The following is a 24,510-nucleotide window of genomic DNA, read 5'->3' as shown; positions in this document are numbered from 1 at the left end:
CAATGCGCATCGACGGCACATGGGCGATGCGGCCCAGGCCCGCCGCGCGCAGGCTCAGGTCGAAATCCTCGAAATACAGGAAGAAGCGCGGGTCGAAGCCGCCCAGCCGGCGGAAGGTCTCGCCCCGCAGCAGCATGAAGCAGCCGCTGACGATGGGGACGTCCCAGTACTCGCGCTCGCCATGGGTTTCGCGCATCTCGTAGTGCGCCAGCCGGGCGTCGAAACGGCGCTTCAGCCAGGCCGGCGCAAAGCCCCGCAGTCCCAGGTCCAGCACCGAGGGGTAGCGCTTGCACAGATGCTGGCGCTCGCCTTCGCCCGATTCGGCCGCGGGGCTCGCAAGGACACAGTCGGTATGCGCGCGCATGAAGTCGACCGCGGCGACCAGGGCGCCGGGGGCAAGCTCGACATCGGGGTTCAGGACGAGGTGCAGCTCCCCGACGCATCCGGGCTCGGCGAGGCACAGGTTGTGGCCCCGTCCGAATCCCACATTGCCCTGGCCGTGGATGAATCGGAGCGGGCCGGTGAAATGCCGCGGCGGCAGTTGCAGCGCGAAGGCAGGGGAGTTGTCCACGATGCAGACCGATGCCGTGCAGCCGCGCTCCGCCTGGAGCGATGACAATGCCCTGTCCAGGGAGGCGAACGTCGCCGCCAGCACGGCGGGGTCCGGCTTGTAGGTGACGATACAGACTGAAAGGAAAGACACGGGCTGGTCGGACAATGGGCTGGCACAATGAGCGCCCCGTTCCGCCGCCCGGGGAGATTGGGTGGGGGCGGACGTTTCGTCCACGAGGCGCGGTATCATACCCGGTTTTTTCGCCTCTTTTCCGTGTTGCACCGGAGCACTGCATGCCCATGCCCCTGATCAGCGTCGTCATTCCCTCCTATAACCATGCGCGTTATATCGGTGAGGCGATCGACAGCGTGCTGGCGCAGCCGGTCGAGCTCGAAGTGCTGGTTCGGGATGACGCGTCCACCGATGGGAGCTGGGCCGTGCTGCAGGGCATCCGCGACCCGCGCGTCCGCATCTGGCGCAACGAATCCAATCTGGGGGCGCACGAGAACCTGCAGCGCCTCCTGGCCGATGCGCGGGGCGACTACCTCGCGATCCTCGATTCGGACGACCGCTATGCCCCCGGCCGCCTGGCGCGCTGCCTGCAGGTTCTCGAACAGGGCAACTGCGATCTGGTCGGCAGCGACATCCGCCTGATCGACGGCGAGGGCGCGCCGGTCGCCGCCCATTGGTGGATCGACGCCTTTGGCGAGTTGAAGGCCGTCTGGCGGGAAACCGGGGACTGGGCTGCGACCCTGCTGTCCGGGAACGTGTTCATGACGACCTCGAACTTCGTCTTCACGCGCCGGCTGTGGCAGCGGCTCGCACCATTCAGCACGCATCGCTATGTGCATGATTACGACTTCGTGCTGCGCGCCCTGGCCGGGGGCGCCCGGCTCGCCTGGATCGACGAAGCCCTGCTCGACTACAGGCTGCACGCGAGCAACACGATTTCCGAGAAGCCGCTGGCCGCCAATCTGGAGGCTTCGTCCCTGCTGAGGGAGCATGCGCCGGCGCTGCTTTCCGCGCCGGGCGACGTCGCCATGCGCACGGCCTGCCTGAACGGGCAATGGGCCAGGATCGAGCGCTACGAAGTGGAGATCCTGCGAGCCTTGCAGCACGAGGCGCTCGTGCGCAAGGACGAGGAATGGGGGCGTCTGGTCGATGACCGTGACAAATGGATCGCGGAGCGCGACCAGTGGATTGCCGAGCGCGATGGCTGGATCGCGGAGCGCGACGGATGGATCGCCGAGCGGGACCGGCGGGTGGCCGAGCAGGAGGCCCGGCTCGCACAGGCCGGGGCCGAAATCGCGGCCTTCCGCCGGGCGCCGCTGAAGGCCGCAGCCCGGATTCGCGCCCGGGCCGCCATGGGCTGGCTGCGTGGCCTCCGGGCCCAGTGGCGCGGCCTGGCCCTGCCGGGGCGTGCGCAGATGCGGCGCGTAGGCGGCTTTTCCGGGCTGCGGCGCATCATCGAACGGCGGGAGCGGCGTGTGGCCGCGCTGTCCTTCGATATTTTCGACACTTTGCTGGCGCGCTGCATCGAGCCTCCCGAGCGGGTCGTCCACCGTGTCGCCACCCTGCTTGCGCAACGCCTCGAACTCCCCGTGGAGCAGGTGCTGGCCCAGCGCCAGATCGCCGAGCGGGCGCTGCGCGAAGAGGCGCTGGCCGCCGGGCACGATCATGAATGCCATTACGATGAAATCGTCGAGCGTTGGATCGCCGGCCTGCTGCCCGCGGCGGACGCTGTGCGGAAGGCCGCCCTGGTGCGGTTCGCGGAGGACTGCGAGTTCGATCTGGAGCGCCTGGCCCTGCGCGCCAAGCCCAATGCGCGGCTGTTCCTCGCATGGGCGCGCGGCCAGGGCATCCGCATCATCGCCGTGTCGGACATGTATCTCGGCAAGCGCCACCTTCGTCGCCTGCTCGACGAGCTCGGCTATCGCGGCCTGATCGACCGCATCTACGTCTCGTCCGAATACCGCGCCGGAAAATACTCCGGCCGCCTGTTCGGCCACGTGCTCGAACAGGAAGGGCTGCGCCCGGAGGATGTGCTCCACGTCGGCGACAACTTCCTCTCCGACGCGATGGCGCCCTGCCGGCTGGGCATGGCCGGTGTCTTCCTCGACGAGCGCCACGAGCGCCGCCGCCGCCGCCGGCAGCAGACTTCCGCCGCGCTGTCGGTGCTGGGCGGCGTCTGGCCGGGCCGCATGATGGCCGAAGTGCTGGCCGAACGCCTGTACCTCGACGACCGGGCCAAGCGCGACGAAGTGTATTTCCAGTATGGTCTGGAAGTACTCGGGCCGATCTTCTCCACCTTCGTGCACGGCCTCATCGAGCGCGTCCGCCGCGATCGCCCCGAAAAGCTCTTCTTCCTCGCCCGCGACGGCGCGCTGTTCATGCGCATGTACGAGGAAGCGGGCGCCCTGCTCGGCGAGACCCTGCCGCCCGCCTGCTATGCCTATGCCAGCCGCCGGGTCGTCGCCGGCGCCGCGGTCGCCGAGGGGCTGGACCACGCCAAGGCGGTCGTCGGTCTCTACAACCCCAAGCAGCATGGCCTCGAATCCATCCTCAAGACCTACGGCCTGAATCCCGGCGATTTCGCCGATCTCGCCCGGCGCCATGGCTTCACCCATATCGGCGAGCGGCTCGACGACTGGAACGATGCCCGCCTGCTCGCCTTTCTCGACGATGCCGAAGTGCAGCAGCGCATCCGGCCGGCCGGCCAGCAGGCGCGCGAACTGCTGCGCGACTACTTCGACGGCCTCGGCTTCTTCGCCGCGCGTCGGGTGGCGCTGGTCGACATCGGCTGGAACGCCACCATCCAGCGCTTCCTCGAAGACGCCTTCGCCGGCGAGGCCGATGCCGCCTATCCACAGGTCGATGGCTACTATTTCGCCTTCATGAACGGCATGCACCAGGGCGCGCTCGCCCACGGCGGCATCGACGGCCTGATGCTCGACGTGCGCCGCGCCGAGCCGCAGGAGCGCGCCGCCAGCGACTTCGAGGAACTGTTCGAGCAGGGGGCCCGTGCCCTTCACGCCACCACCATCGGCTACCGGCGCACCGCCGATGGCGTCGAGCCGGTGCTCAAGGACGATGCCGCACCCGACCGCCAGGCCGAGCTCCGCTGCAATCCGCACATCGAGGCCTTGCAGCAAGGCGTCATGCTCTGCTTCGAACACTACCTCGCCGCCCAGCGCCTCACCGGCTTCGGCTTCGATGCCGTGCGGCCCTACGCCCTGGCGCTGGCCGAACGTGCCGTGGTCTATCCGACCCGCGCCGAAGTGGCGGCGATCAGCAAGCTGGCGCATTCGGAGGACTTCGGCCACGATCACCTGCTCGACCTGTCCGGCAGGGACGTCGGCTGGCGCGACTTCCTGCGGCCCCGCCTGCTGGCACGCAAGCTCGCCATGCTGCCCTGGCGCTATGCGCCCTTCGCCCGTTTCCGCACGCCGCTCGCCTCCGCTGCCGCGCGTGCGCTGCACCTGCTTCAACTCAAGAGGAGAGCCGGATGAACCAGCGACGCCGGGCCCGCATCCTGCCGTCCGCATTCAGATTGTTCCTGATGCATTTGCCCTTCAGGTTCGGCCGCCCCGGCGGCCCCGGCTTTGCCCCCGGTTTGCGCGCCAGCCTCGCATGGACGCGGCGAGTCCTGTGGCATGCGCTGTTCGACCACGAGCGCTTCAAGTATCGGCTCGTCCGCCTGCGCCAGCGCCTGCCGCGCCGTTGACGAAATGGGCGGCACGGCTTGTCCGGTACAATCCCCGGTCGCCTGCGTCCACGATCACGATAGCTTCTCGATGACCCCTCTCGTCACCACCATCACCATCCTCTGCGTCCTCGGCATCTCGCTGGGGCAGATCCTGTTCAAGAAGGCGGCGATGACGATCGTCGACGCCAGCCAATGGCAGCAGTGGGTCTTCAACGGCTGGCTGATCGTGGCGCTGGCGCTGTACGGCATCACCACCCTGGTGTGGATCTGGGTGCTGCGGCACGCGCCATTGCATCTGGCCTACCCCTTCATGGCGCTGGCCTTCCTGATCGTGCCCTGCCTGGGCTGGCTGTTCATGGGTGAGCCGGTGCGCCTGGCCACGTGGGCGGGCGGTGCCCTGATCCTGCTCGGCATCACCATCGCCTCGCGCGCAGCCTGAGCTTCACCGCATGTCCTCAGCCATGAAGATCGCCGTCGCCATCCCCTGCTACAAGGTCACCCGCCACGTCCTTGGCGTGATCGAGGCCATCGGCCCCGAAGTGGACACCATCTACGCGGTCGATGACGCCTGCCCCGATGGCAGCGGCGACCTCATCGAACAACACAGCCGTGACCCGCGCGTGCGCGTGCTTCGCCACAGCGGCAACCAGGGCGTCGGTGGTGCCGTCGTCACCGCCTACAAGGCGGCGATCGCCGACGGCATGGACATCGTCGTCAAGATCGACGGCGACGGCCAGATGGACCCCGCGCTGCTGCCGCAGTTCGTGCGTCCGCTGCTGCGCGGCAAGGCCGACTACACCAAGGGCAACCGTTTCTTCCGCCCCGAATCGGTGCAGGGCATGCCGCCGCTGCGGCTGTTCGGCAACGCCGTGCTGTCCTTCCTGGCCAAGCTCAGCTGCGGCTACTGGAACGTCATGGACCCCACCAACGGCTATACCGCCGTGCGCACCTGCGTACTGGCCGAATTGCCGCTGGACAAACTGGAACGGCGCTACTTCTTCGAAACCGACATGCTGTTCCGCCTGAACACGGTGCGCGCGGTGGTCAGGGACGTGCCGATGGACGCGGTGTACGCCGACGAGAAATCCAACCTCAAGATCAGTCGCGTGCTGCCCGAATTCCTGCGCAAGCACAGCGCCCGGCTGTGGCGCCGCTACATCTACAGCTATCTGGTGCGCGACTTCAACGTCGGCACGCTCTACAGCATCAGCGGCAGCCTGCTGCTGCTTGCCGGCGGCCTGTTCGGCGGCTGGCACTGGTTCGTCAGCATGAGCACCGGCAGCCCTGCGACCAGCGGTACGGTGATGCTGGCTGCGCTGCCGATCTTCATCGGCATCCAGTGCCTGATCGCCTTCCTGCATTACGACGTCGACAACCTTCCCACGGAGCCCTTGAGCCTGTCGCTGGACAGTAGTACAGACAATGACGATGCCTGAGCAGAAAAAAATTGGATGCAGGACAGATGCTTCGGCGGTGCGCCTTCCCTCCGTCATGGCTCTTATCCTGGCGCTGGCCGGCTTCGCTTTCGTGATTCATGCCAGCTACCCCGGGTACATGAATGCGGACTCCTTCGGGCAATTGCAGCAGATTCTCGACGGTAGATACGGAGGTTTGTACTCGCATTTCACGACCTTCGTCTGGTCGCTCGCGCATGCCGTTCTGCCGGGGCCGGCAGGCTTTATCGTGCTGGACAATCTGTTGATCTGGGGCGCGTTGGCGCTGCTGGTTCGTGGCGCGGTGCGCATCACCGGAGCATGGTCTTTGCTCGTTCTGGTGGTGCCCTGGCTGCCCGGCGTATTCAACTATCTAGGGCATGTCCACCGGGATGCGATGCTGGCGGCTTGGCTGCTGATGGCGTTTGCCTGTGCCTTCAAGGCCAACCAGGCGGAAACGGGTCCGCGGGCCCGTATCGTCTGGCAACTGCTGGCCAACATGCTGGCGCTGGCCATCTTCCTTATCCGGGAGAATGCCATTTTTGGCCTCATCCCTCTGTTGCTCTATGCCAACCTGTGTTTTGGCTGGCGTCGCAATCTGCTGGCGGCGGTGCTGATGCTGTGTCTGATGCCTGTCACCCAGATGGTGCAGAACCGTTTGCTGGGAGTCGAGTCCGTCCATGCCGGCGACGGGATCAAGGCTTATCACCTTGTCGCGCTGTCCTATTTCGAGAATCGCAACCTTTTCCCCGGCCAGTGGAGCGAAGACGAATCTCGTGCAATCGTCGAGAACTGCTATTCCCCGGTGCAATGGGACACCATCGCCGGGTGGGGGCAGTGTTCGGGCGTGTTCAATGGGCTATGGCAGCAAGGGATGTGGGGAAGCGGGCAATTAACAAGGGCATGGCTCGACGCATTGGCGAGAAATCCGCTCGGAGGCTATTCTGCCATGGCGGCGACTTTCCACTTGAGCATGCACGACCCCAACTCGCGCGGAATGTTGTTCGAGCAGCCGCGATCCGAAACCGTGCAGTTCGATTTTGCCTCGCCGCCGCGAACGACCACCGAACTGGCGCGTACCTACATTCGTTCTGATGTGAATGACCGCTTCGGGCGGCCATGGGTTTTTGCTGTCGTATTCGTGCTTGCCGGCTCCTTGATCTTCGGCTTGCGGCTCAGTGGCACACCGTTCGGCACGTTCGCGCTTGCGATCATCGCCAGCGGAACGATCTACCTTCTGACCTACTTTCCGTTCAACGTCTCTGCCGAATACCGCTATTTCTACTGGTGCGGCGTCGCCGCCTGGCTTGGCCTGGTGTTTGCCTTGCTGGCCTGGATTGCGCGGCGAAAGAGCGGGTGCGGAGCGTCAGATGGCTCGCAAGAATTGCCCGTGCCCGTGCGCCTGGTGTCATGCCTGGTGCTGGCGCTCATGGCTGGCTTGGTATTCAGCTCTGCCCGCTTGCCGCTTGAGCTGCGCACCGTGCTGCTTGTGCCCCAAGGCGACGGCGCCATTGCCATTGCCCGGCTCGGCACAGCCTCGACTCCGTGGTGGATGGCGCGGCACGAAGGTGAGATCGAGGCGCCGGGCTGGCATTGGCAGAATGCTTCGGTGCTGCGTGCCGAGCCTGATGCGGGTGTTCTCATCGCCCGTATCGAAACTTTGCATCATGCAATCAGGTTGCAGTTGCTGACTGGCCCCGATGGCGGCAGCGTGCAAGTTCAGGACGGTGCTTTCTCGCGTCTCGTCGATACCCATGCGGCCGAGCCCGGAGAGATCGTGCTCGACCTGCCGCCCCGCGGCAAGCTGGCGGATCGTTCCCGTCATGCTTCCTGGCATGCGCCAGCACGTATGCTGTTGTGGACGATTCTGTTGACGATATTGCTCTTCTACCTCGGCCGAATTCCCGGTCGCCGCTGGCGGGCCTTAAAAAGAAGTCAGAACGTGCCGGCCAATTTGCCGGCACGCCCGCGCAGCGCATCCAGCGCACCGCTGGATATCGCCCGCAAATAGGCCAGCCGCTGCGGTCCCGCCACCAGATACAGCAGCAACAGGCGCGTCAGCGCAAGCACGATGCGGATTTTCCAGGCAGCATCGACATAGGGTCGGCGGCACAACAACAGATTGTTGCGGAAGATGTAGTACTGCCGGAACGGCGGATGAAAAGCCAGCGTCCGTCCCCATCTGGCGCCGCCCACGCGCCTGCTGCGTGCGCCCAACTCGTGCGTCAGTACCGCCTGGGTGTCGGCCAGCAGGCGATAACCCCTGGCGCGGGCGCGCAGACACCATTCGGTATCCACGGCATCGATGAAAAGCGGCTCATCCATGCCGCCCAGGGCATCCAGCACATCCATGGGAATCAGCGTGCCCGAAGCGATCAGGTGGCCGACCTCCACCACGCCACATCCTCCCGTGGGTACGCGCAAGCGGCGGTACCGCAGCCCTTGTCGCTGGAGATAGTCAAGATTTGTTCCCGTGCGCGCGTCATGAATGCACGGTCCGACCGCTGCAACGGGGGGCGAGCCGGCCCGCACCAAGGTATCCAGCAAGCGCGGCACCATGTCCGGTGCCGGCTGGCTGTCCTGATCCATCAGCAGCACATGGCTCGCACCCCAGGTACGCGCCAGGGTGATGCCGCGGTTTTGGGCGGTGGCGATGCCGAGGTTGTCGCCAAGCTCGATCAAACCTAGCGGGCCGCCACTTTCGGCAATCAGTTTCCGCACCCCGTCCAGCGTATTTCCGGAGGAGCCGTTGTCCACCACGATCAATCCCTCGCATTGCCTCCGCAGAACAGCCAACTGCCGCAGCAAGGTTTCCTGGTCGGGGAAGTAGGTAACGACGATGGCGACAATCACGAGTCGAGAACGGCCGGGAGCCCTCCTTCTACATGGAGGAGCTAGTTGATCTTGGACCAGTAGTGGATTTCATTTGTCCAGCCAAGCAAGGAGTCATGATACAGGATCGAGGTAATGGTGGATGCACCTCGATCGACCACGATGAGCTGGTTGCCGTTGGCTCGATCGTACAGATAGTGTCCCTTGTCCTGCAGATAGCCGGTGACGTCGATGGGAACGGAGGTGGATGAGTTTCCGATGCGCATGCTTATGCTCTGCCGGTAATGTTCTCCGGAGATAGTCATCGTTCCTGATGCGGTCAGTGTGTGCGAGTCGGAGGTGTCGAGTAGCCCGAAGTTCTGTGTCTGCGCGGATACGCGCCGGAGTGTGTATGTACCGTTCAGCGTCGTGGTGTCGACGCTTCCGGTAAGGACAAAGCTCTGCTTGGCTTGGCTCCATTCGAGGGTGCTTGCTTTGCCTTGCTCCGGGAAATTGGGAACGGTCGCCGTGGCAGTTTTCCCCGCCAGGAAGGGGGTGCCGCCAGGGCGGACGGTCTTGAACTTCCGCCGATCCAGTAGAACACCGTCGGCATAGACTTCGATTTCGTGTTCTCCCTGTTCGGGGATGTTGTAGTTGTACAGCAATGAAAATCCGGTGTTTGCATGACCGCAAATGTTGCGCGTATCGGCTCTGAGGCTGCCTACTCCGGATTCTCCGAGCGCCACGCCATCGACGAAAGCGGTGATCTGCTTTGCCGTGCAGTGCCAGCCCGAAACGACGCCAAGTCCGGACTCGGTGGCGTTTGCTACGGGGCTTTCGAGAAAGCCCTGGGCGCAAGCGGCGATGGGGAGAGAGAACAGCAATCCTGAAACCAGGCGGGAAATTTTCATGGCGTCTTCCGGGCCTTGTGAATTTTCAAAAAAGGTGGTTCTGTTCTGACTTCAGCGTAAAGCAGCGCTTGCGACGGAGCCAGGCAAAAAGCTATTGCGGATATCTATTGAAGGCGGGTTGGCATATGACAAAATGGGCGTGTGAATTATATCGCATGAATGGCGAGGCGCAAGCAACTGTGACTGCCGGCAGGGATTCGACAGCTACATGGATGAGGTTCGTCTGAGTTTTCAAGTGTCAAGTACAGACCTCGCGATAAGCGGGTAAACTCCCCCTCGTTTCCATTCTCGGCGGAACAAGGCGCGTTTCCGATGAACACAGTTTTCCCGTTGGAGCAGGCACGTACGGATGAAGCGGGTAAGCGCCCGTTTCTGGGTGAACTGCTCGTGCGCAATGGCCGCATCACCCAACGCGACCTCGATCAGGCGCTTGCGGCCCAGCGTGAAATGGGTGATCTCATCGGCCGGGTGCTGGTCAGGCTGGGCTTGGTGTCCGAAGTGGAGGTGGCCATCGCATTATGCGAACAGCTTGGCCTCGTGCTGGTTCGGACAGAGGATTATCCAGAGGCGCCGCTCGACGTGCCCGGCCTGTTGCCTGAGTATCTGATTGCGCATGGGGTCTTGCCCTTGTCGGTGTCCGATGGCGAGTTGGCGGCAGCCATGGCGACGCCTCAGGACGCTTTTCTGGGCAAAGCCTTGAGGCTTGCAACCGGATTGCGTCTTCTGCCCCGTGTTGCCATCGAATCGGAACTGGCATCCGCACTGGAGAAGCTCTATACCGAGCCGGAAGATGAGCTGCAGGAGCAAGACAGCGGCTTCGGCCTGTCCGGAAGTGACAGCGAGTTCGTCGAGCACCTCAAGGATCTGGCTTCCGAGGCGCCGGTCATTCGCCTCGTAAACCAGATCATCTCACGTGTCATCGACTTGAGAGCATCCGACATCCATATCGAGCCTTTCGAGGATGGCCTGCACATACGCTACCGTATCGATGGCGTACTCCAGGAGGGCGAACTGATCGATGCGGCGTTGGCGGCGGCCGTCACTTCCCGCATCAAGCTGCTCGCTCATCTGGACATCGCCGAGCGCCGTCTGCCCCAGGACGGCCGCATCAAGAACCGGGTCAAGGGGCACGAACTCGATCTACGGGTGTCCACGCTACCCACTGTGCATGGCGAAAGCGTCGTCATGCGGGTGCTGGACAGAGCCAGCATCCGCCTGAGTCTCGAAGACATGGGCTTTTCCTCCGACACGCTCGGCCGTTACCGAACCTTGATCGACCGGCCGCATGGCATCCTGCTGGTGACGGGGCCGACCGGTTCGGGCAAGACAACGACCTTGTATGCATCCCTGGCCAAACTCGATGCCGAAGCGCTCAAGATCGTCACGGTAGAAGATCCGGTGGAGTACCAGCTCGAAGGCGTCAACCAGGTACAGGTGCAGGCGCAGATCGGCATGAGCTTCGCCAATGCATTGCGTTCCATCTTGCGCCAGGACCCGGACATCATCATGATCGGCGAGATGCGAGACACCGAAACCGCGCAGATCGCTGTCCAGTCGGCGTTGACCGGACACCTGGTTCTATCCACGCTCCACACCAACACTGCCGCGGGGGCGATCATCCGTCTCGAGGACATGGGGGTCGAACGCTACCTGATCACCTCGAGCGTGAATGGAGTGCTGTCGCAGCGGCTTCTCAGGCGCTTGTGTTCGCATTGCCGGGAGCGCGTGCAGCTTCCCGAGGCGACGCTCGTCGAATCGGGTTTGTCCCGATTCATGCCTGCGGGAGAAAACAGTGTCTATGTCGCGCGGGGCTGCAACGGATGCAAGCATACGGGCTATCGTGGCCGCACCTCGGTGCACGAACTGTTCATCATGGATGACGCGGCACACCGGGCCATCCTTTCCGGGGCGGATGCGACCATGCTGCATGGCGTTGCACGGGAGGGCGGGATGCTCACCCTGTACGAAGACGGCCTCCGCAAGGTCGCCGCAGGCGTGACCTCACTGGAGGAAGTCATGCGCGTCACGCAGGATCAGGGCAATGCCTGATTTCATCTACCGTGCGGCAGAGCGTGATGGCCGCACATCCGAAGGCCGCATCGCCGCTGATGGGCGCGAGCATGCGATGCGCCAGCTTCGCGCCAAAGGGCTTACGCCCTTGACGCTCGAACCTGCTACCGGTGAGGCGGGCGGGCCAGCCGCCGGGCTGCCCGATCTCGCAGTGAAGAACAGCCGGCGGAAGGTGCTTCGGCTAGGAGGAAACCGTCCGCCCAGCCAGGCGGATGTCCATGACATGACGTCCGAACTCGCAGTTATGTTGCGGGCCGGCTTGCCGCTCGACCGCGCGCTGCGAGTGCTCATCGGAATGAGCGGATCCCCGGCGATGGAACGCCTGCTGGACGACGTATTCAAGGCGGTGAAGGGCGGCAAGTCGCTGTCGCAGGCGCTTGCGCCACACCGGGAATTGTTTGGTGATTTCTACCTCAGCATGATCCGCTCCGGCGAGATCGGCGGGCAGCTTCCCGACGTGCTCGGCCGCTTGGCCGAACATCTGGAGCGGGTCAAGGGCCTGCGTGATTCAGTCGTATCGGCGCTCATCTATCCCGCCATTCTCGTCGTCGTGGCCTGCATCTCGGTATTTCTCATGCTGGGTTTCGTCGTGCCGCAGTTCGAGTCCTTGTTCAACGACATGGGCGAGGCCCTGCCGCTGCCCACGCGCATCATCGTTGGTGCGGGGCACTTCGTCGCGGACTGGTGGTGGCTGATTGCGCTGATGGTGTTCCTCGCGGCGGTTGCGGTGCGGAAATGGGTGGCAACGCCGGCGGGGCGCGCAACGCGTGACGCCTGGCTGTTGCGGCTCCCCGTGCTCGGCCAGGTGCTGAGAAAGTACGAGATCACCCGTTTTGCCCGCTCCATGGGCACTTTGCTCGGCAATGGCGTGCCCATCGTCGGCGCTTTGAACATCGCGGCGGAAACCATGGGCAACAAGCAACTGCGTGTCGCCATGGACTGCGTCGCTCCGGTGATCAAGCAGGGCGGGCGCATGGCGGAGGCGCTCGAGAGGACGAAACTCTTCACGCCTTTGGCGCTCAACATGGTTCGCCTCGGCGAGGAAACGGGGCGGCTGGATGCAATGCTTCAGGAACTCGCGCGCGTCAGCGATGCGGAAGTGCAGAATGGCGTCAAGAGGGCCCTGACCCTGCTGGAGCCTGCACTGATCCTCATCCTGGGCGGGATGATCGCCGCAATCATCGTTGCCATCCTCATGGGAATCCTGTCGGTGAACGACCTAGCCGTGTGACGGAGGATACCTTCTGAAGCAATTGCCTCTTCCCGAACCCGGCCTGTTTCGGTATACCCCATCGATCTCATGGCGCACATGTGCGCATGTCCATAGTGTCAACACGGAAAAATGATGAACAGTACATTGCCTTCTCGCCGTCGCTCGGCAGGTTTCACTCTTGTCGAGCTGCTTGTCGTCCTGGCCATTCTCGGCCTGCTTGCCGGGCTGGTCGGGCCTCGGGTGCTGGGGCAGCTTGGCGGCGCAAAAACCAAGACCACCGCCGTTCAGATCAAGGATTTGGAGCAGGCGGCGGAACTGTTCAAGCTGGATGTCGGCCGTTTCCCTTCTCAGGGTGAGGGGCTGGAAGCGCTCGTTACCAAGCCGGCGGCCGCGCCCGGCTGGAATGGCCCTTACCTCAAGAAAGGCGGACTTCCCAAGGACCCGTGGGGCAACGCGTATCACTACGAGGTTCCCGGCAAGCGCGGCGACATCGACATCTACAGCCTCGGCGCCGACAACGCCCCGGGAGGCGACGGCGAAAACGCGGACGTCGGTAACTGGGATTGAGCCAGGCAGGCGGTGCCATGCCCGCTGCCAAGCGTGGCGAGAGCGGCTTCACCCTGCTCGAGTTGATGGTTGCGCTCGGCATCGCCGTCATCCTGTTGGCGACGGCCCCGTTCGCCGTCGTCCGCGCTTATGAAACCATGGAGTATCGTTCGACTGTCAAGGAAGTGCTGGCCGGGCTCAAATCGGCGCGGCTCGATGCGATGCGCAAAGGCCGCAGTGTTGCCTTCATGGTCGATATGGAGCAACGCCGCTTCGGCGTGGAGTCCCGCCTCGATCATGCATTTCCGGAACAGCTCGATGTGCGGCTGGTGCTGGCGGACATCGAAATCCAGGGCAGTAGCGGTGGAATCCGCTTCTACCCCGACGGTAGCTCGACTGGCGGTGCCGTGGAGCTGATCCGCCCCAGTGGTAGCGGTGTCCGGGTCGATGTGGACTGGCTGCTCGGCCGCCTGAGCCAGACGGTGCTGGACGAGCGATGACTGCAAGGAAGTGCCGTTCCCGCATCCGGCAACATGGCTTCTCCCTGCTGGAAGTCCTTGTCGCTTTCGCCGTGATGGCGCTTGCGCTCGGCGTGCTTTACCAGACGGTGGGCGGCAGCGTGCGTGGGGCGCTCGAGTCGGAGCGGCAGGCCCGTGCCGTTCATCTCGCCCAATCCTTGCTGGCGCTGCATCCGAGCGTACCGCCGGGCGGGGTGTCGGAAAGTGGGCGCTTCGAGGATCTGCACTGGAGTGTTTCTTCCAGTCCGTATCCGCAACAAGGCGATCCTCCGCCAACCGTGATCTTGCACCGTATCGTCAGCCAGATCGATTGGGAAGACCGCAATCAGCACCGCAGCTTCGTACTGGTCTCGCTTGTGCCCGAGCGGCTGGAGCCACAATGACCCGGCATGCCTCGTTTCCTGCTCGTCGCCGTTCGGGTTTTACCCTGGTTGAAGTTGTGGTCGCCCTGACGCTGCTCTCGCTGCTGGTGCTCGGGCTGGTGAGTGCTCTACGGAGCTTTGGCCAGACCAGCGCCCGACTGGAAGCGCAAACGCTGGCCAATGACGACATCCGTCTGGTCGGCGGCCTGCTGCAGCGTACCCTGTCCAGGTCCTCGGCTCGTCTGAGGATGGATTCTCCAGAAACCAATGCCAACTCGTGGTTCCAGGGAGATGCGTATTCGGTGGCCTGGCTCGGGCACTTGCCGGCGAGGCATGGAGCGGGGGGGCTGACCCATCTCAAGCTCGAAGTGTCGTCCTCCGGTATGCCGGAAGGTGGGCGCCTGATGCTGCACATAGCGCGTTTCGAAGGTGACAAGTCGGCACCCGGATGGCAGGCGGGGGCAAGCCGGATACTGCTCGATCGGGTCGACTATATGCATATCAGATATCAGGGAAGCGATGAGTCGGGCCAGCCCGCCTGGTTCGACGACTGGGTGGAGCAGCCGACCGTGCCGACGATGATTCAAATCATGCTGGTCGTTGCCGGCCGGCCATGGCCACCCATCGTCGCCCAGGTCGAAGACGGCTTCGGCAGTGCCGCCGTGGCCCGGCGTGGCCGCCATGGCCCGCTGAGCTGGAGATAGGAGCCGATGCCGGGGAATCACCGACGCCGGACCGGATCAAGGGCGCAACAGGGGGTCGCACTCGTGGTCGTCATGTGGCTCGTTGCGGCGCTGTCGATGCTCGCTGCCGGCCTCGTGTCGACGACGCGCGCCGATCTGCGCGGCACGCAGGTGCTCAAGCAGTCCGCCGTGCACGCCGCGCTGGGCGATGCGGCCATTCGTCTTGCCGCGAGCCGGCTCAAGCTCGAGCCGCCGCAGGATCATCCTGCCGTTTTTCATTTCGCGCTCGAAGGTTACGGTCTCGATGTCGAAGTCGTGCCGGCGAGCGCCTTCGTCAATCTCAACAATGCCCCGCTCGAACTGCTGCGCGATGCCCTGCGATTCGGCGCGGGTTTGGACGAAGAGCAGGCGCAGGTACTTGCCGAACGTATCGTCGACTGGCGCGATCCCGACGACGAACCGTTGCCCGGCGGCGCCGAATTTCCCGCTTACGAGGCGGCGCAAAGCCCCTTCAGGCCCCGCAACGGGCCATTCGAATCGGTGGATGATCTCATCCAGGTTTTGGGGATGAGTTTCGATCTCCATGATAAACTTCGCGGCCTTTTCACCACCCAGGGCAGTGCCCAGGGGGTTGATCCGCGTTTTGCGCCGCCCGCCGTCCTGGGCGCGCTGGCGGCAGGAAATGCATCGGCCGTCGAACGCATCATGAACGCACGGCGTGCCCAGGATCCCTTATCGGACATGACCAGCCTGACTCAACAATACCTTGCAAGCAACGCCAGCGGCCCTTACCGCTTCGTCGCGCTGCATCGTACCGAGCAAGCCGTATTGGTGCGGTCGCGCTGGATCGAATTGTCGTCCAGTCGGCCGGAAATGCCATGGACCGAACTGGCGACGGATCCGGTCGAATCGTTCGAACTGATGCCGGAGGGAGCGCATGGCGCTTGAAACCGGCAGCCTCAAACTCTTCGGCCTCGACCTGTCCCGAGCTTGGTCGGCTTTTTCCGCTGGCTGGGCCGACGCCGTGCAGTGGCCGCCGCTTGCATGGCTCAAGCTCGATCCGGCTGTGCGCCTGCTGCGCCCGGACGGAACTGTCGAGTGGCGTCAAGGAGCCTCTTCGGTACCTGCGCCTGCCGGTAACGATGCGGCGCCCGTTGCGGTCCTGCTGCCTGATGACATTGTTCTGTGTCGTGAATTGCTGCTGCCCGACTTGCTCCCTGACGATCTTGCCAGGGCGGCGGCGCTCGAGACCGAACTGAACAGCCCTTTTCCGCAAGACGAACTGGCGTGGGGAATGCGCGCGTCGATCATCGAGGGCGGCAAGCGCAAGCTCAGGATCGCGCTTGCATCACGAAAGCATGTCGGCGCCTATCTCGAATCGCGGGGCATCGATGGCGGCAATGTCGAAATATGGGCGGGAGATGGGGATGCCGGGGGCGGCCCGGTGGTGCTCTCAGGCTACCGCGAGCTTCGCCGGGAGCAGCTTTGCCGTCGCCGCAGGCTCGGCATCATTGCCGCACTGGGCATGCTTGCCGTCTTGCTGCTGGTCCTCGCTGCGACGCCCTGGTACATACAGCGTGCGCGGGTATTCGATGCGCAGGCCCGCTACGCTTCGCTCGAAGCAGCGGTCGCAGCAGTCGTCGCCGACCGTGAAGCGCTGCTGCGCAGTTCGGCTCAGTTGACTGCTATCGGGCAGCACCTGCGCACGGAGGCCGATGCCTTGACGGTGCTTGCCCGCTTGACCGCCGTGCTGCCCGACAAAGCACATTTGACCCGGCTGGAAATCAATGGCGCCCAGGTGCGTTTTGCCGGCATTGCGTCGAACGCCGCGCAACTGGTCGAAAGCCTGGGAGGCCAGGACATCTTCAGCGACGTCAGGACGCCGACCGCGATTTCACGCACTGCTGACGGCAGGGAATCGTTTACCGTCGAACTCAACTTGCGTGCCGGGGGGGCTGCACAGCCATGAAGCTGCCCAGCCGCCGCGCCCAGGCCAGCCTTCTGGCCAGCCTGGTCTTGTTGCTCCTCTTGCTCATCCCCGTGGTGGATCAGCTTCTGTTCCGTTACGACTGGGCGCGGACCACGCTCGAAGACATTGAGCGCCGCCATGCGCGTTTGCTCGGCCTTCGGGAAGCAGGCCCATCCATCGCCGTTGCGCTTGAGAAGGCCAGAGCCGAACTGGCGCGTCATGCCTACCCCGCCGAACAAGGCGGCGATCGCATTGGTGCTGACCTGCAGCAACGGGTGCGCCAGATCGCCGAACGGGCCGGCGTGACGGTGGTGGGCAGCCAGATTCTTGCCGCGCGCGCTGGAGAAGGGCTGGAGATCGTACCGCTTGGGCTGACGCTCGAGACGGACATGGCCGGGCTGCGCGACTTCCTCGGCGAACTTGCCGCAGAGCAGCCTTCCATTCAACTGGATTCCCTTGCCATCACGATGCAACGCCAGCGCAGCGCGCAGACGGAAGGGAGGATTCGGGCGCAGATCCAGCTCAACACGGTGCATCTGACATCATGATGGCTCCGCTCGCCCGCAAACTGCTGCTTGCTTGTGCCATCACCGTGCTTGGCGTATTTGCACTGCTGGTGCTTTCCGATCATGGCTGGACGCCGCCCGCGCCTCATCCCATCGATGTGTCCAGCTTCGGTCTGGTGGAGCTGAGACGTGGTCTGCGTCCTGTCTCCCGGCTCGACGAAATTGCCGCCCGCCCCTTGTTTGCGCAGTCCAGGCGTCCGCCGCCGGTGGCCGAAGTATCGCCCGCGGCCAGCCGGCCGGTCGAACCCATTCAGGACGCCAAGGTGCTCGGCCTGTTCGGCAGGCAGGACGCTTGGGGGGTGATCCTGTCCATGGAAGGCAAGGTCAAGCGGGTAGGGCCGGGAGAAAAGATCGGCCAATGGGCGCTGCTCCGGGTCGATGGCAACGACATCCTGTTCGATGATGGAGCGGGAGCGCAAACCACACTGAAAATCGTCCATCTTCCGCAAGCGTCCGCGCCGCCAGCCTCGGCAAAACCCGTGCTCGCCCTGCCCGCAGGGAGCGGGCCGGCGGAAGACTCCCCGGAAGGCAGTGCCCAGCCGGTGGAAGCGGATGCCAAGCCTGCGTCACCGCAACCGAAGAGACAGTGATGACCACGTTTTTCCCGATCCGCGCATCGCGCCCGCTGATCGCCGTTCTGGCGCTCGCGCTTGCTGCATGCACCACACCGCCGAAAGTCTCCCCCTGGGTTGCTGCGCCGGCTGGCGCGGCCGGCATGCCCCTGAAGCCACCTGCCGCCGCTGAAGCTGAACAGGCAACAGACAGCGCCGAACAGGCGGACGAGCCCGTCATCATCCGCGGCAACGACCGGATGTTCGCCCCGCCGAAGGCGGATCCCGGCTTTCGGGCGAGCGGCGGAGCGGTGTCGCTTAAGTTCGAGCAAGCGCCGCTGGCCGACATGGTTCACGCGGTGCTCGGCGACATTCTCAAGCTTCCCTATGTCATCAGCGAAGGAGTTGGCGGCACCGTCACGCTCCATACGCAAACACCGCTTCCGCCGGACAAGGTGTTTCCGGTCTTCGAGTCCGTGCTGCAGGCCAATGGGCTGGTCGTGGTCAAGGACGCCAGCGGCGTCTATCACGTAGGCAGGCCCGAAACCATGCGCGGCGTCGCGCCTTCCTTCGGCAGCGTGGGCAAGCTGCCCGCCGGCCACAACATGGTCGTCGTGCCGCTGCGCTACGTCGGTGCGGCGGAAATGGCCGACATTCTGATGCCGGTGGCCAGCCCCGATGCTTTCGTCCGCATCGACACCTTCCGCAACTTGCTCATCCTGGCGGGTACGCAGGGGCAGATCGGCGGCTGGATGGAAATCGTCAACACCTTCGATATCGACATCCTCAAAGGCATGTCCATCGGCCTGTTCCCGCTCAAGCACACCTCCGTGCAGGAAGTGGATGCAGGGCTGAAAGCCGTGCTGGCGGGCAGCGGCACGGTAGGCGGCACGGGCGACGGAGCCCAGGTGCTGTCATCGCCGGGACGGGGCGCGCAGGGCCAGGGGCAAGGCGGAGCGTCGAATCAGGCGTCGGTGCTTGGCGCGGAAGGCGGCGGTTCATTGCAATTGCCCAGCCCGGTGGCGGGCGTGCTGCGCGTCGTTGCGCTGGAGCGTCTCAACGCCTTGCTGGTCATCACGCCCCGCTCGCACTACTTGGACATCGCGCGCGAATGGATTTCCAGGCTCGACCAGCCGCGTTCGGGCGGCAGCGGGCCGCAGCTCTATGTTTACCCCGTGCAGAACGGCACGGCGGAACACCTTGCCGACCTGCTGTCATCCATCTTCGGCGGTGAAGCGCAAACCGGCGGCCCGCAACGGCAAACCCAGCGCAGCGTCGCGCCCGCGCTGGGAAGCGGCCTGCTGGACAGCGGCAGCAGCAGTTCGTCGTCCGCGCTGCTGCCTCGCCTCGGCTCCACCGGCAGCAATACCGGCAGCGAAGGCGCCACGGTCGCCGTGCTGGGCGACGTTCGCGTCGTCGCCGACAGGCGCCAGAATGCGCTGCTCATTTACGCGCCGCGCAACGAATACGCCAAGATCGAAGCCGCGCTGAGGCAGCTCGACGTCGCCCCCACCCAGATCCTGATCGAAGCGAGTATCCTCGAAGTCACGCTCAACAACGAGTTGCGCTATGGCCTGCAATGGTATTTCAATGGCCGCCTCAACTCGTCCGGCACCACGGGCAGCGGCCAATTGACCAGCGGCGACAGCAGCATCATCGGCCCGACCAACCCCGGTTTCTCCTACACCATCACCAATTCGCTGGGCGACGTGCGGGCGGTGCTCAACGCGCTGGCGGAAAAATCCCTGCTCAACGTCATTTCCAGCCCCAGCATCATGGTGCTGGACAACCACACCGCAACCATCCAGGTCGGCGACCAGCAGCCGATACGCAGCACCAGCACGGTTTCGGAAAGCGGCAACGTCATCACCAGCTCCATCCAGTACAAGGACACCGGCGTCATACTGTTGGTGTCGCCGTCGGTCAATTCGGGCGGCATGGTGTCGATGGACGTCGAGCAATCGGTGACGGACGTCGGCCAGATCGACACCGCAACCGGCTCGCGCTCCTTCCTGCAGCGCCAGCTGACGAGCCGCATCGCCGTCCGCGATGGCGAAACCGTCGTGCTCGGCGGCCTGATCCGCGACAACAACACCCAGTCCAAACAGGGCATCCCCTGGCTGCACGACCTCCCGGTGGTGGGCCATCTCTTCGGCACCACCGCCAACGTCAACAACCGCACCGAACTGCTGGTGATGCTGACGCCCCGCGTCCTCAGGAACGAGGCCGACCTGCGCCAGATCAGCGACGAATTCAAGCTGCGCATGCGCGCGCTGGACCTGCTGCCGCAACGCATCTCGGCGGAGTTCCACAACACCGTACCCGAAGCCGTACCCGACGCCCTGCCCGCGCACGGCGAAACGATCCACTGAAATCTTCCGCTTTCCGCAAGCTCATGAGTCAGAACAAGACGCCCACAAAGCCCGCCATTCCCGGTCTGCAGCAATGCCTCGCCTATCTGCAAAAGGGCGACATCGATGCTTTCGAGCGTGCCGCCAGGGAACTCGCCGCCTGCCATCCGCAGGCCGGCAAGCCGCGGCAACTGCTCGGTGTGGCCGCCCTGATGCGCGGCCGGCTGCAAGAGGCGGTCGACCAGCTTCAGCGCGCCGCCCGCCTCGACCAGACCGACGCCACCATCTGGGACAACCTCGGCGTCGCCTTGCAGCGCGCCGGCCATCACGACGCCGCCGCCGAGTGCTACCAGAGCAGCGTGCGGCTCGACCCCAACGTGCCCGCCGTCTGGTGCAACGCCGCGGCCAACTTCGGCGAGATGGGCGACTATGTGCTCGCCCGCAACTGCGCCGCGCGTGCGCTCAAGCTCGACCCGCGCATCGTCGAAGGCCACCTCAACCTGGGCAACGCCCTGCGCCTGCTGGGCGACTACGGGCCCGCCGTGCGCGCCCTGTTGCGCGCTACCGAGCTCGATTCGGCCTGCGCGCCGGCCCACATGGGCCTGGCGCGCGCCATGTACCAGTTCAAGACCGGCCCGGAGCTGGCCGTCAAGCATGCCTTGCGCGCGCTGGAAATCGATCCGGCCTATCCCGACGCCAGATTTGCTTATGCGGAAATCTGCAATTTTGCCCAGGAGAGGGTCGATGCCTTGCGTGCGATGGGTGCGGCCAATGGGGGCGGCGGCATTCAGCCGGGGCAGAGCCTGCTGTGGTGCCTGTTGATGGACCCACGGGAAATGCCCGCAAGCCTGTTCGCTGCCCAGCGGGCGTTCGGCGAGCATTTCGAGCCGGCTTTCGCCGCCGCCCGCCAGCCGCATGGCAACGACCGGGCGCTGCGGCGCAAGCTCAGGGTCGGCTTCCTGTCCGGCGACTTCCGCCGCCACCCGGTGGCGGACCACGTGCTGCCGCTGTGGCAAGGCAGCAACCGGCGCAAGCTGTCGATCCACGCCTATAGCACGGCACCGCTGTCGACGCACGACGGCACCACCGAAACCCTGCGCGGCCTGGCCGATGCCTGGGTGGACGCGCAAGACATGGCCGACGCTGCCCTGGCCCAGCGCATCCGCGACGACGGCATCGACGTGCTGGTCGATCTGGCCGGCCACACGGCTGGCAACCGCGTCGCCGTGCTGATGCGCAAGCCCGCGCCGGTGCAGATGCAATGGATCGGCTACCCCAGCTCGACCGGGCTGTCGGTCATCGACTACCTAATCGTCGACCCCGTGCTCGCCCCTGCCGGCATGGACGAATATTGCAGCGAAAAGCTCCTCCGCCTGCCCACCTACAACAACCAGGCCGCCATGCCCGGCATGCCGGACATCGGCCCGCTCCCGGCCCTGGCGAACGGCCACCTCACTTTCGGCTCGACGGCGCGCGGCGACAAGATCAACGCCGAAGTCATCGCCCTGTGGTCGCGGGTGCTCGATCGGCTGCCAACATCGCGCCTGATCGTCGCCGATGCCGGCCTTGCCGAGGTTCGCAAACGTTTCGGCGCCGAATTCGACAAGCATGGCATCAGCCGGGATCGCGTCGACTTCCGCCCGCGCGGCACCGAAGCCCAATACATGGCCCTGCATGCCGAGATCGACATCAACCTCGACACCTTCCCGTTCAACGGCGGCACCACGGTCACGCACGGCCTCCATCTGGGCGTGCCCACCGTCACGCTGCGCGGCCCGTTCATGACCCAATGCATGGCCGCTTCGCGCCTTCATGCGGTCGGGCTGGACGACTGGATCGCCGACGACGCCGATGCTTTCGTCGACATCGCCGTGCGCAAGGCGGCGGATGTCGGGGAACTCGCGACGCTGCGGGCGGGACTGCGCCAGCGCCTCGAGCAAGCGCCCTTGCGCCGGATCGACGCCTTTGCCACCGCCTTCGAAAAAGGCCTGCGCCGTGCTTGGCAACGCTGGTGCGAGGAACTGCCGCCCGAGGCCATCGATGTCGCCTGACACCCTTCCAACCATTGCCAAGGAGATTCAAATGTCCGGATCGACCGTCCTCCGCCCCGCTTCCGCCGTTCGCCGGCTGACGGCCGGCTTGTGCCTGCTGACCCTGGTCGGCTGTGCGGGGATGTTGCCGCAGGCCGAAAAATCCATCGACCCGGAACAGGGCTGGACCGAGCAGGTCCAGAGCCAGTTGGCTGCCCGCGTGCTGGCGCGCTGGGACGCGCTGATCGCCGGAAACTTCGACAAGGCCTACGAATTCGAGACGCCTGCGTATCGGAGTGTCTTTTCCATACAACAGTACAGGGGGCGTTTCGGTTCCGCAGTCGGCTGGAAAAGTGCCCGCATCTTATCGACAAAGTATGATGAAAATCACACGGTGGCGGTTTCCGTTGCTGTAGACTACGAAGCGCTTGTTTCAGGCGCGGGTAATGTCCGCAGCGTCCGGGAGATGCCAGAAAAGTGGCTTTACTCGGATGGAGAGTGGTGGTACATATCCCAGTGAGCCTCCGCTGTGGTAGAGTCCGCCCCGCATAGGCCCTTGGGTCAATGTTTTTAGTTCAAAACCTTGCAAGGAGTTTGAGTAATATGAAGATGGTTCAAAAGCCGCGTAAGTCGCTCGTCGCCTTCGCCCTGGCCTCCGCGATTGGCGGTGCCATGGTTTCGGCCCCGGCGCAAGCTGTCAACCTGTCGCCCGACAACCTGGGTCAGGTTCTGGTGTTCCCGTACTACACCGCCAAGAACGGGTTCGATTCCTACATCCATCTGACCAACACCTCCAATACCACGGTCATCGCCAAGATTCGCTTCCGCGAAGCCAAGAACAGCCGTGAAGTGCGCGACTTCAACGTCATCCTGTCGCCGTACGACGTCTGGACTGCTGCTGTGACCCAGGACGGCGAAGGCGCCAAGCTGGTGACCTACGACAAGTCGTGCACCTCGCCGCTGCTGCCGGCCAGCAGCACCTCGCCGGGCGCGACCGAAGTCGATTTCACCTCGCTGGGCTATGACGGCAGCGACCAGTACGCCTACGACAACGGCGGCCTGGGCTTGGATCGTACCCAGGAAGGCTACTTCGAAGTCATCGCCATGGGCGCCAGCTCCAACCAGACTTCGACGTACAACAGCACCACCGACAACCTGATCGAGTACAACGCCAAGCACGTCAATGGCCTGCCGCGTGATTGCGCGATCGTTGACCAGCAGTTCGCCGGCAAGGCGGGCAACCTGAGTACCGATGAGGCGTTCGACCACTTCCGCTTCCCCGGCAACGTGCTGAAGGGCTTCTCGACTCTGATCAACGTGGCCTCCGGTCAGGCTGTGGGTGTCGAACCGACTGTGTTCGCGAACTTCCGTGAAGTCGGTAGTGTTAACACCATCATCTTCCCGCCGGGCGATCTGAAGCCGGATCTGAGCGATGTTGATGATGCTCTCGGTGCTAACTACGTCGATGACGGCGGCCTTCTGGCTTCGGTTGCTGGCGCCAATCCGATTGATGTGGTTTCGGCCTTGCTGATGCGCCGCAACGTGATCAACGAATTCACTTCGACGGCCGCCGGCACCACGCAGACCGACTGGGTGCTGACCTTCCCGACCAAGCATAACTACACCGATAACGGTGGTCTGGGCGCTCCGTTCCTGGTTGCAGTCGAACCGTTCGACGAAGTGTTCACCAAGTACGGCCCGGCCCCCGATTACTCGATCGACATGAGCCGGCATGATGGCAAGTCGTGCGTCGACATCGGCCCGACCTACTACGACCGTGAAGAAGCAACCCGTACCGGCTCGTCGACCGACTTCTCGCCGCGTCCGGCCGGTGGCAGGATCGAGCTCTGCAACGAAGTCAACGTGCTGAGCTTCAATAACTCCAACGTGTTCGGCTCGGGCGTCCGCTTCGCGATCAACACGAGCGCCGTCGCTCAGACTGGTTGGATGAACCTGCGCATGGGTCCGGCAACGATCGGCAGCTCCGCGTCGGCTCCGAACGAAGGTCGTCTGGCGGTTGGCGGCGAGGTCGGTGGCGTGTCTGATGATTTCTATATGCACGGTCTGCCGGTGATTGGTTTCGGCGCTGTTGTCCGCTTCAATGATGCTGAAGCAGGTAACAACCGTAACTATGGTGTTGCTGAAGAGCACAGCTTCAACCGCACCGTTGTTGTGCAGTAAGCACTGCTGAAGCTTCAAGCATGAAAGATGCCGCCGAAAGGCGGCATTTTGTTTGG

The 24,510-nt window shown here is 64.2% G+C and carries 22 protein-coding genes; 19 read left to right on the top strand and 3 right to left on the bottom strand.

The window, feature by feature from the left end; all coding sequences use genetic code 11:
* On the bottom strand, positions 1 to 703 hold a 703-nt coding region (locus TBU01S_RS06105), incomplete at its 3' end, for a glycosyltransferase (RefSeq protein WP_169802954.1).
* 143 nt (positions 704 to 846) lie between these two features.
* On the opposite strand from TBU01S_RS06105, the gene TBU01S_RS06100 reads away from it, so the two are divergent.
* The 5 genes from TBU01S_RS06100 (at position 847) to TBU01S_RS06080 (ending at position 7,703) form a co-directional block, all read left to right on the top strand.
* On the top strand, positions 847 to 4,062 hold the full coding sequence (locus tag TBU01S_RS06100) for a glycosyltransferase (RefSeq protein WP_068635755.1): 3,216 nt from the start codon (positions 847 to 849) through the stop codon (positions 4,060 to 4,062).
* Positions 4,059 to 4,277: a hypothetical protein gene (locus tag TBU01S_RS06095; RefSeq protein WP_068635754.1), complete on the top strand. Its 219-nt coding sequence runs from the start codon at positions 4,059 to 4,061 to the stop codon at positions 4,275 to 4,277. The genes TBU01S_RS06100 and TBU01S_RS06095 overlap by 4 nt, the downstream gene beginning before the upstream one ends.
* A 70-nt stretch (positions 4,278 to 4,347) precedes the next feature.
* Entirely contained in the window at positions 4,348 to 4,698 is a 351-nt protein-coding gene (locus tag TBU01S_RS06090; RefSeq protein WP_068635753.1) for a DMT family transporter, read from the top strand.
* 10 nt (positions 4,699 to 4,708) lie between these two features.
* Complete coding sequence (locus TBU01S_RS06085; RefSeq protein WP_068635752.1) at positions 4,709 to 5,695, top strand: glycosyltransferase family 2 protein; 987 nt, start codon at positions 4,709 to 4,711, stop codon at positions 5,693 to 5,695.
* On the top strand, positions 5,688 to 7,703 hold the full coding sequence (locus TBU01S_RS06080) for a hypothetical protein (RefSeq protein WP_157659105.1): 2,016 nt from the start codon (positions 5,688 to 5,690) through the stop codon (positions 7,701 to 7,703). Before TBU01S_RS06085 ends, TBU01S_RS06080 begins: the two co-directional genes overlap by 8 nt.
* On the opposite strand, the gene TBU01S_RS06075 is transcribed toward TBU01S_RS06080, so the two are convergent.
* Complete coding sequence (locus tag TBU01S_RS06075; protein WP_068635750.1) at positions 7,628 to 8,545, bottom strand: glycosyltransferase family 2 protein; 918 nt, start codon at positions 8,543 to 8,545, stop codon at positions 7,628 to 7,630. The genes TBU01S_RS06080 and TBU01S_RS06075 overlap by 76 nt on opposite strands.
* Before the next feature lie 41 nt (positions 8,546 to 8,586).
* Complete coding sequence (locus tag TBU01S_RS06070) at positions 8,587 to 9,414, bottom strand: hypothetical protein (RefSeq protein WP_068635749.1); 828 nt, start codon at positions 9,412 to 9,414, stop codon at positions 8,587 to 8,589.
* 312 nt (positions 9,415 to 9,726) lie between these two features.
* Here TBU01S_RS06070 and TBU01S_RS06065 point away from each other — a divergent pair, with 312 nt between their 5' ends.
* From TBU01S_RS06065 to TBU01S_RS06000, 14 genes are all read left to right on the top strand, one after another.
* On the top strand, positions 9,727 to 11,463 hold the full coding sequence (locus TBU01S_RS06065; protein WP_068635748.1) for a GspE/PulE family protein: 1,737 nt from the start codon (positions 9,727 to 9,729) through the stop codon (positions 11,461 to 11,463).
* Positions 11,456 to 12,715: a type II secretion system F family protein gene (locus TBU01S_RS06060; RefSeq protein WP_068635747.1), complete on the top strand. Its 1,260-nt coding sequence runs from the start codon at positions 11,456 to 11,458 to the stop codon at positions 12,713 to 12,715. Before TBU01S_RS06065 ends, TBU01S_RS06060 begins: the two co-directional genes overlap by 8 nt.
* A 114-nt stretch (positions 12,716 to 12,829) precedes the next feature.
* Positions 12,830 to 13,264, top strand: a complete 435-nt coding sequence (gspG, locus tag TBU01S_RS06055) for a type II secretion system major pseudopilin GspG (RefSeq protein ID WP_157659107.1) — start codon at positions 12,830 to 12,832, stop codon at positions 13,262 to 13,264.
* 17 nt (positions 13,265 to 13,281) lie between these two features.
* Positions 13,282 to 13,743, top strand: coding sequence for a GspH/FimT family pseudopilin (locus tag TBU01S_RS06050; protein WP_068635745.1), 462 nt, complete (start codon positions 13,282 to 13,284; stop codon positions 13,741 to 13,743).
* Positions 13,740 to 14,144 (top strand): type IV pilus modification PilV family protein, encoded by a 405-nt coding sequence (locus TBU01S_RS06045; protein WP_068635744.1) that lies wholly within the window; start codon positions 13,740 to 13,742, stop codon positions 14,142 to 14,144. The genes TBU01S_RS06050 and TBU01S_RS06045 overlap by 4 nt, the downstream gene beginning before the upstream one ends.
* Complete coding sequence (locus TBU01S_RS06040; RefSeq protein WP_068635743.1) at positions 14,141 to 14,827, top strand: prepilin-type N-terminal cleavage/methylation domain-containing protein; 687 nt, start codon at positions 14,141 to 14,143, stop codon at positions 14,825 to 14,827. Before TBU01S_RS06045 ends, TBU01S_RS06040 begins: the two co-directional genes overlap by 4 nt.
* A gap of 72 nt (positions 14,828 to 14,899) precedes the next feature.
* Positions 14,900 to 15,754, top strand: coding sequence for a type II secretion system minor pseudopilin (locus TBU01S_RS06035; protein ID WP_245650859.1), 855 nt, complete (start codon positions 14,900 to 14,902; stop codon positions 15,752 to 15,754).
* Positions 15,744 to 16,775: a PilN domain-containing protein gene (locus tag TBU01S_RS06030; protein WP_068635741.1), complete on the top strand. Its 1,032-nt coding sequence runs from the start codon at positions 15,744 to 15,746 to the stop codon at positions 16,773 to 16,775. Before TBU01S_RS06035 ends, TBU01S_RS06030 begins: the two co-directional genes overlap by 11 nt.
* Complete coding sequence (gspM, locus tag TBU01S_RS06025; protein ID WP_068635740.1) at positions 16,772 to 17,323, top strand: type II secretion system protein GspM; 552 nt, start codon at positions 16,772 to 16,774, stop codon at positions 17,321 to 17,323. The genes TBU01S_RS06030 and gspM overlap by 4 nt, the downstream gene beginning before the upstream one ends.
* A complete protein-coding gene (locus tag TBU01S_RS06020) occupies positions 17,320 to 17,931 on the top strand; it encodes a hypothetical protein (protein ID WP_068635739.1) in 612 nt (203 codons plus the stop codon). The genes gspM and TBU01S_RS06020 overlap by 4 nt, the downstream gene beginning before the upstream one ends.
* On the top strand, positions 17,931 to 20,264 hold the full coding sequence (gspD, locus tag TBU01S_RS06015; protein ID WP_068635738.1) for a type II secretion system secretin GspD: 2,334 nt from the start codon (positions 17,931 to 17,933) through the stop codon (positions 20,262 to 20,264). Before TBU01S_RS06020 ends, gspD begins: the two co-directional genes overlap by 1 nt.
* A 23-nt stretch (positions 20,265 to 20,287) precedes the next feature.
* A complete protein-coding gene (locus TBU01S_RS06010; protein ID WP_068635737.1) occupies positions 20,288 to 22,294 on the top strand; it encodes an O-linked N-acetylglucosamine transferase, SPINDLY family protein in 2,007 nt (668 codons plus the stop codon).
* Positions 22,295 to 22,325: 31 nt separating this feature from the next.
* The gene (locus TBU01S_RS06005) at positions 22,326 to 22,793 is read left to right on the top strand and encodes a hypothetical protein (protein ID WP_068635736.1); all 468 of its coding nucleotides are present in this window, start codon (positions 22,326 to 22,328) and stop codon (positions 22,791 to 22,793) included.
* 83 nt (positions 22,794 to 22,876) lie between these two features.
* Positions 22,877 to 24,454: a hypothetical protein gene (locus TBU01S_RS06000; RefSeq protein ID WP_068635735.1), complete on the top strand. Its 1,578-nt coding sequence runs from the start codon at positions 22,877 to 22,879 to the stop codon at positions 24,452 to 24,454.
* Positions 24,455 to 24,510: the final 56 nt, after the last annotated feature.

Source organism: Thauera butanivorans NBRC 103042 (assembly GCF_001591165.1).
Taxonomy (GTDB): Bacteria; Pseudomonadota; Gammaproteobacteria; order Burkholderiales; family Rhodocyclaceae; genus Thauera; species Thauera butanivorans.
The sequence above is the reverse complement of the archived record's forward strand: the minus strand, read 5'-3'. Positions and strand labels throughout refer to the sequence as shown.

What these genes read in the sequence shown, in the direction of transcription:
- TBU01S_RS06090 (WP_068635753.1), top strand. Translation starts at nt 4,348, where the DNA reads ATGACCCCTCTCGTCACCACCATCACCATCCTCTGCGTCCTCGGCATC.
- TBU01S_RS06050 (WP_068635745.1), top strand. Translation starts at nt 13,282, where the DNA reads ATGCCCGCTGCCAAGCGTGGCGAGAGCGGCTTCACCCTGCTCGAGTTG.
- TBU01S_RS06000 (WP_068635735.1), top strand. Translation starts at nt 22,877, where the DNA reads ATGAAGATGGTTCAAAAGCCGCGTAAGTCGCTCGTCGCCTTCGCCCTG.
- TBU01S_RS06045 (WP_068635744.1), top strand. Translation starts at nt 13,740, where the DNA reads ATGACTGCAAGGAAGTGCCGTTCCCGCATCCGGCAACATGGCTTCTCC.
- TBU01S_RS06085 (WP_068635752.1), top strand. Translation starts at nt 4,709, where the DNA reads ATGTCCTCAGCCATGAAGATCGCCGTCGCCATCCCCTGCTACAAGGTC.
- TBU01S_RS06070 (WP_068635749.1), bottom strand. Translation starts at nt 9,414, where the DNA reads ATGAAAATTTCCCGCCTGGTTTCAGGATTGCTGTTCTCTCTCCCCATC.
- gspD (WP_068635738.1), top strand. Translation starts at nt 17,931, where the DNA reads ATGACCACGTTTTTCCCGATCCGCGCATCGCGCCCGCTGATCGCCGTT.
- TBU01S_RS06010 (WP_068635737.1), top strand. Translation starts at nt 20,288, where the DNA reads ATGAGTCAGAACAAGACGCCCACAAAGCCCGCCATTCCCGGTCTGCAG.
- TBU01S_RS06005 (WP_068635736.1), top strand. Translation starts at nt 22,326, where the DNA reads ATGTCCGGATCGACCGTCCTCCGCCCCGCTTCCGCCGTTCGCCGGCTG.
- TBU01S_RS06060 (WP_068635747.1), top strand. Translation starts at nt 11,456, where the DNA reads ATGCCTGATTTCATCTACCGTGCGGCAGAGCGTGATGGCCGCACATCC.
- TBU01S_RS06030 (WP_068635741.1), top strand. Translation starts at nt 15,744, where the DNA reads ATGGCGCTTGAAACCGGCAGCCTCAAACTCTTCGGCCTCGACCTGTCC.
- TBU01S_RS06035 (WP_245650859.1), top strand. Translation starts at nt 14,900, where the DNA reads ATGTGGCTCGTTGCGGCGCTGTCGATGCTCGCTGCCGGCCTCGTGTCG.
- TBU01S_RS06065 (WP_068635748.1), top strand. Translation starts at nt 9,727, where the DNA reads ATGAACACAGTTTTCCCGTTGGAGCAGGCACGTACGGATGAAGCGGGT.
- gspM (WP_068635740.1), top strand. Translation starts at nt 16,772, where the DNA reads ATGAAGCTGCCCAGCCGCCGCGCCCAGGCCAGCCTTCTGGCCAGCCTG.
- gspG (WP_157659107.1), top strand. Translation starts at nt 12,830, where the DNA reads ATGAACAGTACATTGCCTTCTCGCCGTCGCTCGGCAGGTTTCACTCTT.
- TBU01S_RS06040 (WP_068635743.1), top strand. Translation starts at nt 14,141, where the DNA reads ATGACCCGGCATGCCTCGTTTCCTGCTCGTCGCCGTTCGGGTTTTACC.
- TBU01S_RS06080 (WP_157659105.1), top strand. Translation starts at nt 5,688, where the DNA reads ATGCCTGAGCAGAAAAAAATTGGATGCAGGACAGATGCTTCGGCGGTG.
- TBU01S_RS06095 (WP_068635754.1), top strand. Translation starts at nt 4,059, where the DNA reads ATGAACCAGCGACGCCGGGCCCGCATCCTGCCGTCCGCATTCAGATTG.
- TBU01S_RS06100 (WP_068635755.1), top strand. Translation starts at nt 847, where the DNA reads ATGCCCATGCCCCTGATCAGCGTCGTCATTCCCTCCTATAACCATGCG.
- TBU01S_RS06020 (WP_068635739.1), top strand. Translation starts at nt 17,320, where the DNA reads ATGATGGCTCCGCTCGCCCGCAAACTGCTGCTTGCTTGTGCCATCACC.